Origin of the sequence: Streptomyces sp. BR123 (genome assembly GCF_013401435.1) — a bacterium.
Taxonomy (GTDB): domain Bacteria; phylum Actinomycetota; class Actinomycetes; order Streptomycetales; family Streptomycetaceae; genus Streptomyces.
The window spans coordinates 1-11,577 of record NZ_JACBGN010000233.1; the positions used below are offsets into that span (position 1 = coordinate 1).

Consider the following 11,577-nt stretch of genomic DNA (forward strand, 5'->3'; position numbering starts at 1 on the left):
GGGCGGGGGTGGTGGCCTCGGTGCTGGGGGTGCTCATTCGGTGACCGTTCCTCGGAGGTAGCCGGCAGCGTGGCGTGCGCGCTCCAGCACATCGTCCAGGTCGTCGCCGTAGGTGTTGACGTGGCCGACCTTGCGGCCGTGTTTCACGTCCTTGCCGTACATGTGGATCTTGACCTGCGGGTCGCGGGCCATGCAGTGCAGGTACGCCGCGTACATGTCCGGGTAGTCGCCGCCGAGGACGTTGGCCATGACCGTCCAGCGGGCGCGGGGGCGCGGGTCACCGAGGGGGAGGTCCAGGACCGCGCGGACGTGGTTGGCGAACTGGGAGGTGACGGCGCCGTCCTGGGTCCAGTGGCCGCTGTTGTGCGGGCGCATGGCCAGTTCGTTGACGAGGATGCGGCCGTCGGTGGTCTCGAAGAGCTCCACGGCCAGGTGGCCGGTCACGCCGAGTTCCCTGGCGATGCGCAGGGCGAGGGTCTGGGCCTCGCCCGCGAGCGCCTCGGAGAGGTTCGGGGCCGGGGCGATCACGGTGTCGCAGACGCCGTCGACCTGGATGGACTCCACGACGGGGTAGGCGACGGCCTGGCCGTGCGGGGAGCGGACGATGTTCGCCGCGAGCTCGCGGACGTAGTCGACCTTCTCCTCGGCGAGGACGGGGACGCCGGCCTTGAAGGGGGCCTCCGCGTCCTCGGGGGTGTGGACGAACCACACGCCCTTGCCGTCGTAGCCGCCGCGCACGGTCTTGAGGATGACGGGGAAGCCGCCGACCTCCTCCGCGAAGGCCGCCGCGTCCGCCGGGTCGGCGACGATGCGGTGCCTGGGGGTGGGGGCGCCGATCTCGTCGAGCCTGGCGCGCATCACCCCCTTGTCCTGGGCGTGCACCAGCGCGTCGGGGCCCGGCCGGACGGGGATGCCGTCCGCTTCCAGGGCCCGCAGGTGCTCGGTGGGCACGTGCTCGTGGTCGAAGGTGATCACGTCGCAGCCGCGGGCGAAGGCGCGCAGCGTCTCCAGGTCGCGGTAGTCGCCGATGACGACGTCGCTCACGACCTGGGCCGCCGAGTCCTGCGGGGTGTCACTGAGGATCTTGAACTTGATGCCGAGGGGGATGCCCGCCTCGTGGGTCATGCGGGCGAGCTGACCGCCGCCGACCATGCCGACTACCGGGAACGTCACCCCTCCAGACTATCGGCCGGTTCTCCGCCGTCCGGACGCGGGGCCGTCCCGCACTCGTAGCAACATCCTGTGCGCCCAGCGTCGCACCGCTGGAGGAACCCACAGTGCCGGAAGGCACAGACGACCCGATGGGGTGACACTTAGCATGGGTGGGCCGACCGAGAAGCGAGTGACGCTCCCGCGCGGGGGCGGCGACGGACAGGACCGACCATTAGATGAGCACGCCGGAGCAGGGATCCGCTCTCGAACGCGTACGCGGGCTCGCGCGTGAGATCGCCAAGTTCGGGGCCGTCGGAGGCTCGGGCGTACTGGTCAACCTGGGGGTCTTCAACCTGATCCGGCACACGACGGACCTGCAGGTGGTGCGGGCGAGCGTGATAGCCACCGCCGTGGCGATCCTCACCAACTACATGGGCTTCCGGTATTTCACCTATCGCGACCGCGCCCATGCGGGGAAGTCGCGCGAACTCCCGCTGTTCCTGGCGTTCAGCCTGATCGGGCTCGTGATCGAGAACGGTGTGCTGTACGCCGCGACGTACGGGCTCGGCTGGGACGGCCGGCTCGCGACGAACCTGTTCAAGTTCATCGGCATCGGCACCGCCACCGTCTTCCGGTTCTGGTCGTACCGGACCTGGGTCTTCCGGGCCCTCCCGGCGCACGCACCCGAAGCCGGCCGCAGCCGGACCGCCACCGCGGCCGAACCGGCGCCGGAGCCCGCGGGCAAGTGATGCCGGGAGCGGGATTCCCGGCGGGACCCCTGGTGGGAGCCTCGGCAGCCCGGGCCCCCGCCGCGGTCACCGGACCGTCTTCTCCGGCTCCTTGCACTCCGGCTCCGTCCGGCTCAGGAACAGCGCGAACACCGGCGGCTGCGCCTGGAGGAGTTCCAGCCGGCCCCCGTCGGCCTCCGCGAGGTCCCGCGCCACCGCCAGGCCGATGCCCGTGGAGTTGCGGCCGCTGATGGCCCGCTCGAAGATCCTGTTGCCGAGGTCGGGCGGGACGCCCGGCCCCTCGTCCGTGACTTCCAGCACCGCCTGGTTCCCGACGACCCGGGTCCGCAGGGCGACCGTGCCACCGCCGTGCATGAGGGCGTTCTCCACGAGCGTCGCCAGGACCTGCGCGACCGCGCCGGGCGTGCCGACCGCCCGTACGCCCGTCTTCCCGGAGCGCACGATGGCCCGGCCGGCGCTGCGGTAGGCCGGCCGCCACTCCTCCACCTGCTGTTTGACGACCTCGTCCAGGTCGAAGGGGACGGCCGAGCCGGTCCGCGGGTCGCGCGAGTTCGTCAGCAGCCGCTGCACCACGTCCGTGAGCCGCTCCACCTGGGTGAGAGCGATGGTCGCCTCCTCGCGGACGGTCTCCAGGTCGTCGGTGACCGTGATCTCCTCCAACCGCATCGACAGCGCGGTGAGAGGGGTGCGCAGCTGGTGGGAGGCGTCCGCGGCGAGCCGCCGCTCGGCGGTGAGCATCCGGCCGATCCGCTCGGCGCTGGAGTCCAGGACGTCGGCGACGCGGTCCAGCTCGGGGACCCCGTACCGGCGGTGTCGCGGCCGGGGGTCGCCCGATCCCAGGCGTTCGGCGGTCTCGGCGAGGTCGGTGAGCGGGGACGCCAGCCGGTTGGCCTGGCGCACGGCGAGCAGGACGGCGGCGACGACGGCCAGCAGGGCGACGGCACCGACCACCGCCAGCGTCCGCACGACCTCCTGGGTGACCGTGGCCCGGGACTCCTCGACGACCACGACCTCGCCCTGCTCGCCCCTGGCGGTGCCGCGGATGACGTCGTCGGGGATGCGCGTCCCGACCTCGACGGCCGGCTGTCCGGGGACGGTGATCCGGGCGTACCGGCCGGGGTCGAGCTGCTCGGCGAGCGCCTCGGAGTCGATGGGGCGGCGCTCCAGGACGTTCGCCTCGACGATGCCCACCAGGCGCAGCGCCTCGGACTCGATGCGGTCCTGGGCGCTGCTGGTGATCGTGCGGGTCTCCACGATGACGAGGGAGACCCCGAAGACGGCGATCACGACGAGCACCACGGCGAGCGTGGAGTTGATCAGTCGGCGGCGCATGGCTGGGGGCGGTCGCTCAGCTCTTCTCGAAGCGGAAGCCGACGCCGCGGACGGTGGCGATGTAGCGCGGGTTCGCGGCGTCGTCTCCCAGCTTCTTGCGGAGCCAGGAGATGTGCATGTCGAGGGTCTTGGTGGAGGACCACCAGGTGGTGTCCCAGACCTCGCGCATCAGCTGGTCGCGGGTGACGACGCGGCCGGCGTCGCGGACCAGGACGCGCAGCAGGTCGAACTCCTTGGCCGTGAGCTGGAGCTCCTCCTCCCCCATCCAGGCGCGGTGCGACTCGACGTCGATGCGCACGCCGTGGGTGGCGGGCGGCTGGGCCGTCTCGTTGGCGCCGCGCCGGAGCAGGGCCCGGACGCGGGCCAGCAGTTCGGCGAGGCGGAAGGGCTTGGTCACGTAGTCGTCGGCTCCGGCGTCCAGGCCGACCACGGTGTCGACCTCGTCCGCGCGGGCGGTGAGTACGAGGATGGGGAAGCTGTGGCCCTCGGCGCGCAGCCGGCGGGCGACCTCCAGGCCGTCCATTCCCGGCAGGCCCAGATCCAGGACGACGAGGTCCACGCCGCCCTGCAGTCCCGCGTCCAGGGCCGTGGGGCCGTCCTCCCGGACCTCGACCTCGTACCCCTCCCGGCGCAGGGCGCGGGCCAGCGGCTCGGAAATGGATGCGTCGTCCTCGGCGAGCAGTACACGCGTCATGTGGGTGATGGTAGTCCGCGGCGGCGATCCGCAGGGGCGGGCCCGCACACCCCTTTCCAACTGGACTTATGCGGGGAGGCCGTCTTCGAAAATGCCGAAACGGTTCCCGATCTTCCTGTGATCCATCTCTCAAGTCCTTTCATATGCTGCACGGTCGTGTCGTATGGTGGCGAGACGCCTGATGCACTACCTCCGGGACCTTTGCGCCGAAATCCGAGCCAAAGGTCTCAATTCTGTCCGGATTGATCAGGGGGTCTTGACGACTTCCCCGATCGCCTTCGGTGACAGTGGATGACCTGTGGGCCGGGCCCCGCGCGCGAACGGTGCGTGCGAGGGCGTGGATCCCGGTTGCGGAAGTTCCCTCGCCCTCGCCCTCCGCGGCGGATGCGAGACCCCGGGGCGTGGGGACCGGAACACCGTCGCCGGTTCCGGCCACCCCCCACCGGGCGCCGACCGGCTCACGAAGCCAGGCGTCCCGAGCAAGCAAGGATCGACATGGCTTCCAGCCTGACGCAGGCCTCGCCGAGCGCAGCTCACGAGAGGACCTTCCTCGGCCACCCCATCGGCCTGGCCACGCTGTTCATGACCGAGATGTGGGAGCGCTTCTCCTACTACGGCATGCGTGCGCTCCTCGTCCTGTACCTGGTCTCCGGCGGTGTGGACGCCGCGACCGGCAGCCAGGGCGGAGGCCTCGGTTTCACGGCGGCGACGGCCACGGCGATCTACTCCGTGTACGTGGCCATGGTCTACCTCATGGCCATGCCCGGCGGCTGGTTCGGCGACCGCGTCTGGGGCGCCCGCAAGACGGTGGCCATCGCCGGTTCCGTGATCATGGCGGGCCACGTGTCGCTCGCCCTGCCGGGCCAGATCGCGTTCTTCACCGGCCTGCTGCTGGTCGCGGTCGGCTCCGGTCTGCTGAAGGCCAACATCTCCACGATGGTCGGCCACCTGTACAAGGGTGCGGACGACCCGCGCCGTGACAGTGGCTTCACGATCTTCTACATCGGCATCAACGCGGGTGCCCTCCTCGCGCCGGTCGGCATCGGCATGGTCGGCGAGCTCGTCAACTGGCACCTCGGCTTCCTGCTCGCCGCCGTCGGCATGGGCCTGGGCCTGGGCATGTTCCTCGCGTTCGGCCGCACCCTGAACCCGAAGAGCAGCCTCGTCCCGAACCCGCTGACCCCGGCCGAGCGCAAGGCCGTGATCCTCAAGGCCGTTGCCGTCCTGGCCGTCGTCGCCGTCTTCTACGGCGCCGTCGTCGCGGCGGACATGTTCACGATCAAGTGGGCGCTGTACCCGATCACGATCGCCGGTCTGGTCATCCCGGTCGCCGTCCTCGCGCGCATCAAGCGCGACAAGGACCTGTCCGCCGGCGAGCAGACCAAGATGAGCGCCTACATCTGGTTCTTCGTGGCCGCCGCCGTGTTCTGGATGATCTTCGACCAGGGTGGTTCGACCCTCTCGCTGTTCGGTGACAAGAACTCCGAGCGCAGCCTGTTCGGCTGGGAAGTGCCGACGGTCCTGTTCCAGTCGCTGAACCCGCTCTTCGTGGTGGCCCTGGCCCCGATCTTCGCCGCCGCGTGGGTGGCCCTGGCCCGCCGCAACCGCGAGCCCAGCACCATCGTGAAGTTCTCGGTGGCCCTGGTCATCGTCGGCGCCTCGTTCTTCGTGTTCGCCGTGCCGCTGAGCCAGGTCGCGGGCAGCGACGAGAAGGCCACCATGTGGTGGCTGGTGCTCATCTTCCTGATGCACACCCTCGCCGAGCTGTGCCTGTCCCCGGTCGGCCTGTCGGTCACGACCAAGATGGCTCCGCAGAAGTACGCCTCCCAGATGATGGGCGTGTGGTTCCTCGCCGTCACCGCCGGTGACTGCGTCACCGGTCTGCTCGGCCTCGCCGAGGTGAAGCTGGACGGCGTCGGCGTGATCGTCTTCCAGGCGGCCGCCGCGACGCTCGCCGGTCTCGCGCTCTACGTGTACCGCAAGAAGGTCAACGCGCTCATGGACGACGTGAACTGACGCGTCCCCGCCCGTCGGCCGGAACGGCCCGGCACACCGGAAGGTGTGCCGGGCCGTTCGCGTTGCGGCGGGGCGGTGTCAGCGGCCGCTGCGGAGGCGGCGCCAGGGGGTGAAGGCGAAGACGGCGGCGCCGAGGAGGATCACCGTGCCGGCGACCAGGGCCAGGGCCCGGATGCCGCCCTCGTCCCCGGCGCCGGTGTCGGCGAGGCCGCCGGAGGTGCCGGAGCCGGAGGATCCGGAGCCCGCGGTGCCGGAGCCGCCGGTGGTCGGGGAGCCCGAGCCGCCGGGCTGGGCCGTGGTGTCCAGTTCTAGGGAGACGCCGCTGCTGACCGCCCTGCACGGCACGTTGATCGGTGTGGAGCCCGGGGTCATCGTGACGTCGATGGTCAGCTGGTCCGGGCTCAGCGTCACCTTGCCGGTCCCGCCCGGCTTGTAGGTGCCGGTCATGTCGCTCAGGCTGACCGGGGCCTTGTCCGGGATGGGTTCCGCGTTGGCCGGGCCGGTGACCTTGACCGTGCCGCTGTCGGCGCCGCCCAGCTTGATGTTCATGGACGGCTTGAGGGCGCCGGCAGGGAGGGCCATGGGGCTGGCCATGGCGCCCTTCGCGGTCCTGACCGTGAGGTCGAAGCCGCCGCCGTTCTTCCTGGCGTTGATGGTGACCGGGGTCTTGATGCCGCCCGGGACGACCGCGCCGCAGTCGAAGGCGACCTCGACGGGCTTGCCCGGGAAGTCGGTCTGGCCTCCTCCGCCGCCTCCGCTGCCCCCGGTGCTGCTGCCGCTGCCGCCGGTCGTGCTGCCGCCCGTACCGCCGCCGGTGGTGGTGGAGCCGCCGCTGGTCGATCCGCTGGTCGATCCGCCGCTCGTGCTGCCGCCGCTCGTCGTGGAGCCGCCGCCGTCGGTGACCTTGACGGTGGCGGCGACGCCGGCCGCCTCCTTGGGCGAGCAGTGCGTGACGAAGCCGCTGAAGTCGACGTCGTACCTGCCGGGGGTGATCGTCACGTCCCCCGCCTTGGTCAGCTTGACCTTCCCCTTCATGTCGGACATGACCATGGGGGCGTTCTTCGGGATGGGCGGGTTCTTCCGTTCTCCCTCCAGCTTCACCTCCGCGCCGAGCGCACCGCCGAGCTTCACCCAGCCGGTCGGCTTGACGGTGTCCTTGCCCAGGTCCATCAGATCGGTGTTGTTCGAGGCGGGCTTGACGGTCTTCCACACCACCTCGACCTCGTCGCCGACCTTCGCCGTGGCCGGCGCCGTGATCGACACCGTGTTCGTGCCCTGGACCGGGCCGCCGCCTCCCGCCGGCGGTATGCACTCCACCTTGTACGAGACCTCGGCCGCCTGGGCGGGGCCGGCCGCCAGCAGCATGCCCGCGCCGCCGAACAGCAGCGCGACCGCGGCCGCACTCACCCTCCGTTGGGTCTTCACGTGTGTCCTTTCGTCGTCGGACGGTGCTCAGACGGTGCGGACGCCTGTGGTGCGGTGAACCACGGCAGGGCCGCCGTGGTGGTCGTGTCGGCAGGGGCGGCGGTCGGGTCGGCCGGTGGCCGGTACGGGCGGACCCGGCCCACGACGGCCATCCCCGCGCGGAACAGCCCGGCCGGGACCACCAGCAGGAGCAGGCCCCGGAACAGCAGCACCCCGTACGGCCGGGACACTCGCCACGGCTGCGTGGCCATGACCGTGTCGCCGTACTTGAGGGAGACCGTGTGGTCGCCGTGGGCGCCGGCGGCAAGGGTGACGGCGAGCCGGACCTCGGCCTTGCCGCCCGGCGGGATGGCGCCCTTCCAGCGGACCTCCTCCCACAGCGGGGCGAGCACGCCGCGCGCGGTGCCCAGCTGGAAGACGGGGTCCTTGACGGGAGCGGGCCCGAGGTTCCCGACGGTGACGGTGAAGGTACGGCCGGGCGGGGCCCCGAACCAGGTCAGGATCCCGTCCCCGCCGGCCAGCCGGACCCCGCTCAGCATGGCCAGGCGCGGGCTGCCCGGCTCAGCGGGCAGCTCGGCCACCGGATGGCCGGTGATCTTCAGGGGGGCGGCGACGGTGGCCCGGTCCCCGCCCACCGAGGTGACGTTCACGACGCAGGGGCAGGGCTTGGGCGGTGCGACGACGGCGAGCCGGGCCGTGAACCGGCCGTCGTCGCCGGTCGAGACCGCGGCGCCGTCGGCGTTGGCGCAGCTGTTGGTGCCGCCGATCATGTTCTGGCCGCAGAGCAGCAGCATCACGAGGGTCTTGGCGCGCCAGCCGGTGCCGGTGACGGTGATCTCGGTGCCCTGCGCGGCCTCCTGGAGCGAGAGGACGACGGCGGGCTCGTCCCCGGCGGCCGCCGCCGGGGTCGCGGAGGCGCCGGGAGCGGTCGGTGCGAGGAGGCACAGCAGCAGCGCCGCCCCTGCCGCGAGCCGGGCCCCGATCGTGCCGATCACGTGGTTGCTCCCGTCAGCTCGTGGTCAGGGTCCGCCGTGCGGCCGGCCGCCCGTGCGGGCTCGCCCGGCGCGGGCGGTCCGCGCCGGGCCCGCCGCCTGCGGCTGCGTACGAGGGGCAGCGCGGCGAGGGCCGCCCCGCCGAGGGCGAGCAGCACCGCGCCCGACCGGGCGGCGGTCCCCCACGGCACGAGCCGGGCGGAGGCGCGGGCGCTCGCCGGGGCGGCGCCGGGGGCGGTGACGGTCAGCGTGAGGTCGACGTCGTCGAGGCGGGGCGCGCCGGGCCACGGCTCGGACAGCCGGACCCGTTGTCCGGGCAGCAGCTCCACCGGCAGGGCGCGGTGCGGGCGGCCGGGTACCGCGCCGAACAGCCCCTCGGCCCGTAGGGACAGGCCGGGGGCGAGGGGCACGTTGCCGCGGTTGACCAGGGTGTAGCCGACCTCGGCCCGGGTGCCCCGGCCGCGTACGGAGACGTCCTCGACGGTCAGCGCGGCCAGGGCCGGGCCGCCGACGCGCAGGTGGACCCGTACTCCGGCCTCGCGGCCGGCGGCCTCGGCGGCGACGACGGCGGCCGGGTGGTCCCCGGGCAGGGCGGCGGGGGGCAGGGTGACGGTGAAGGGGACGACCGCGCGGGTGCGGGCCGGGATCCTCACGGTGGCCGCCGTGCCGAAGCTGATCCAGGAGCCGCCGCCGGCCGGGTCTGCGGCGGGACGCACGGTGAAGCCGCCGTCGGCCGTGTCCTGGGCGTCGGCGCCGCGCAGGGTGAGGGTGCGCTCCCGGCCGGAGGGGTTGTCCAGGGCGAGGCGGTCCTCCAGGACGGTGCCGGGCACGCCCGCGAGGTAGAAGGCCGGGCGGGCGCTGCCGGCGCCGCCCGCGGCGGGGGCGGCCGTCCAGTCGGGCTCGTCGGCGTAGGCCGCCGGGGCCGTCGCGGCGGCGTACAGCACCGTGGCCGCGAGGATCAGCGGTGCGAGCAGGACGCGGCGGCGGGCGGGGAGCACGGGCATGGCCGGGGTGCTCCGTTCAGGTGCGGGCCTGGCGGCTGCGCCGGGTCAGCCAGAGCAGTCCGGCGGCGCCGGACAGCACCACGGTGCCGCCGAGGGTGCCGAGCGCGGTGACGGAATCGGCGGGACCGGTCTGCGGGAGCGAGTCGACTCCGGAGCCCCCGGAGCCCCCGGCGCCCGCGGACCCGGGCCCGGATCCCGTCCCCGGCCCGGCGGCGGCCGTCACGTCCAGCTCCAGGGAGGGCTTCGGACTGTTGCCGGGGGTGCAGGTGGTGGTGGTCCCCATGGCCTTGATGGTGAGCACGCCCGCGGTGAAGGCGACCTTGCCGGTCTTCTTCGGGGTGTAGGTGCCCGAGAGGTCGGTGATCTTGATCGGGGTTTCGGGGGGAATGGCCTCGGAGTTGGCCGGGCCCGAGACCGGTACGGATCCCTGGTCCGCGCCGCCGAGCACGATGACCGCGCTCGGGTTCATCGCCCCCTTGCCGAGCTCGATGGGGCTGGACGAGACGCCCTTCTGGAAGGACATCGTCAGCTTGTAGCCGTCGCCCTGCTTGACGGCCTTGATGTCGATGGGCGAGACGGCGGACTTGTCCCCGATGGGGGTCTTGCAGTCGTAGGCGACGTCGACGACATCGGCGTGCGCGGCGGGGGCCGCGGCCAGCAGGGCCGCCGATCCCGCCAGCGCGGCGGCCAGCGCGAGCGCGGTGGAGCGTATCCGGTCGGGCACCTTCGTCTTCCCCTCGGCCGCAAGTTACTGACGAAACATCAGATCGGGGCCACAAGGTACGCCCGGGGCCTTGCAAGGGGAAGACGAAGGACGCGCGGATCGGGAGCGACGGATCAGGCGGCGCGGACCCCCCGCTGCCAGACCGCCGACACCAGCGGCACGCCGGGCCGGTAGGCCAGGTGCACGTGGCTCGGGGCGTCCAGCAGCGCCAGGTCGGCACGGGCGCCGGCGGCGAGCACGCCGATGTCGGTGCGGCGCAGCGCGCGGGCACCGCCGGCGGTGGCGGCCCAGACGGCCTCGTCGGGCGTCATGCGCATGTCCCGGACGGCGAGCGCGATGCAGAACGGCATCGAGCTCGTGTAGGAGGATCCGGGGTTGCAGTCGGTGGACAGCGCCACCGTCGCACCCGCGTCCAGCAGCCGGCGGGCGTCGGGCCACCGGGCGCGGGTGGAGAACTCGGCGCCCGGCAGCAGGGTGGCGACGGTGGTGTCCGCGGCCTGGGCGAGGGCGTCGACGTCGGCGTCGGTGAGGTGGGTGCAGTGGTCGGCGGAGGCCGCGCCCAGCTCGACCGCGAGCTGCACGCCGGGGCCGTAGGAGAGCTGGTTGGCGTGGACGCGCGGGATCAGGCCGGCGGCCGCCCCCGCGGTCAGGATCGCCCGGGCCTGGTCCCCGTCGAAGGCGCCCTTCTCGCAGAACACGTCGACCCAGCGGGCGTACGGGGCGCAGGCCTGGAGCATCTCGCCGGTGACGAGGTCGACGTACGCGGCCGGGTCCTCGGCGTAGTCCGGGGAGACGATGTGCGCGCCGAGGTAGGTGACCTCCTCGGTGTGCGCGGCCGCGATCCGCAGGGCGCGGGCCTCGTCGGCGACGGTGAGGCCGTAGCCGGACTTCGTCTCGAACGTGGTCGTGCCCTGGCGGCGGGCCTCGTCGAGGTGGCGCACCAGATTGGCCTCCAGCTCCGCGTCGGAGGCGGCGCGGGTGGCGGCGACGGTGGTGCGGATGCCGCCGGCGGAGTAGCTGCGGCCGGACATGCGGGCGTTGAACTCGGCGGTGCGGTCGCCGGCGAAGACGAGGTGGGAGTGGGAGTCGACGAAGCCGGGGATGACGGCTCGGCCCTGCGCGTCGAAGGCGGCGTCGGCGGACGGGGCCTTGGCCGCCTCACCGACCCAGGCGATGCGGTCGCCCTCGATGACGACCGCTGCGTCCTCGACCAGGCCGAGGGGGCCCTCGCCCAGCGCAGGGTCGTTGGTGACCAGGCTGCCGATGTTTGTGATGAGGGTGGTGGTCATGGGTTCCTCTCAGAGGTGTCTCCCCGCCCCGCCCCTTCCCGCTGTACCGGACAAGCGGCTCCGCCGCGTGGCGGGGCTCCGCCCCCGGACCCGTACCGTGCGCTGCGCGCCCGGCGCGCTCGAACGCCGCGGGCTGGATTCATCCAGCCTCGCCGGCGTTCGAGGCGCGGGGTCCGGGGGCGCGGGGCCCCGGTTCGGGA

At 72.9% G+C, this 11,577-nt stretch carries 10 protein-coding genes; 2 read left to right on the forward strand and 8 right to left on the reverse strand.

All coding sequences use genetic code 11. From position 1 onward, the window contains the following. Positions 1-33 precede the first annotated feature (33 nt). Entirely contained in the window at positions 34-1,173 is a 1,140-nt protein-coding gene (locus tag HYE82_RS27540; RefSeq protein WP_179176870.1) for a 5-(carboxyamino)imidazole ribonucleotide synthase, read from the reverse strand. A 215-nt stretch (positions 1,174-1,388) separates the two neighbouring features. Here HYE82_RS27540 and HYE82_RS27545 point away from each other — a divergent pair, with 215 nt between their 5' ends. Next, the gene (locus HYE82_RS27545) at positions 1,389-1,901 is read left to right on the forward strand and encodes a GtrA family protein (RefSeq protein ID WP_179176871.1); all 513 of its coding nucleotides are present in this window, start codon (positions 1,389-1,391) and stop codon (positions 1,899-1,901) included. A 66-nt stretch (positions 1,902-1,967) separates the two neighbouring features. Here the strand turns inward: HYE82_RS27545 and HYE82_RS27550 are convergent, their stop codons facing one another. Continuing rightward, the gene (locus tag HYE82_RS27550; RefSeq protein WP_179176872.1) at positions 1,968-3,233 is read right to left on the reverse strand and encodes a HAMP domain-containing histidine kinase; all 1,266 of its coding nucleotides are present in this window, start codon (positions 3,231-3,233) and stop codon (positions 1,968-1,970) included. A 16-nt stretch (positions 3,234-3,249) separates the two neighbouring features. Continuing rightward, entirely contained in the window at positions 3,250-3,927 is a 678-nt protein-coding gene (locus HYE82_RS27555) for a response regulator transcription factor (protein WP_179176873.1), read from the reverse strand. A 495-nt stretch (positions 3,928-4,422) separates the two neighbouring features. Between HYE82_RS27555 and HYE82_RS27560 the strand changes: the two genes are divergently transcribed. Further along, a complete protein-coding gene (locus tag HYE82_RS27560; RefSeq protein WP_179176874.1) occupies positions 4,423-5,943 on the forward strand; it encodes a peptide MFS transporter in 1,521 nt (506 codons plus the stop codon). A 78-nt stretch (positions 5,944-6,021) separates the two neighbouring features. On the opposite strand, the gene HYE82_RS27565 is transcribed toward HYE82_RS27560, so the two are convergent. The 5 genes from HYE82_RS27565 to hutI form a co-directional block, all read right to left on the reverse strand. After that, the gene (locus tag HYE82_RS27565) at positions 6,022-7,368 is read right to left on the reverse strand and encodes a hypothetical protein (protein ID WP_309144465.1); all 1,347 of its coding nucleotides are present in this window, start codon (positions 7,366-7,368) and stop codon (positions 6,022-6,024) included. Further along, positions 7,365-8,363: a neocarzinostatin apoprotein domain-containing protein gene (locus HYE82_RS27570; RefSeq protein WP_309144466.1), complete on the reverse strand. Its 999-nt coding sequence runs from the start codon at positions 8,361-8,363 to the stop codon at positions 7,365-7,367. The genes HYE82_RS27565 and HYE82_RS27570 overlap by 4 nt, the downstream gene beginning before the upstream one ends. Then, entirely contained in the window at positions 8,360-9,364 is a 1,005-nt protein-coding gene (locus tag HYE82_RS27575; protein WP_179176875.1) for a hypothetical protein, read from the reverse strand. The genes HYE82_RS27570 and HYE82_RS27575 overlap by 4 nt, the downstream gene beginning before the upstream one ends. A 16-nt stretch (positions 9,365-9,380) precedes the next feature. After that, a complete protein-coding gene (locus HYE82_RS27580) occupies positions 9,381-10,088 on the reverse strand; it encodes an LPXTG cell wall anchor domain-containing protein (RefSeq protein WP_179176876.1) in 708 nt (235 codons plus the stop codon). A 113-nt stretch (positions 10,089-10,201) separates the two neighbouring features. Further along, positions 10,202-11,377 carry an imidazolonepropionase gene (hutI, locus tag HYE82_RS27585; protein ID WP_179176877.1) on the reverse strand — a complete coding sequence of 392 codons (1,176 nt, stop codon included), beginning with the start codon at positions 11,375-11,377 and terminating at the stop codon, positions 10,202-10,204. Positions 11,378-11,577 lie beyond the last annotated feature (200 nt).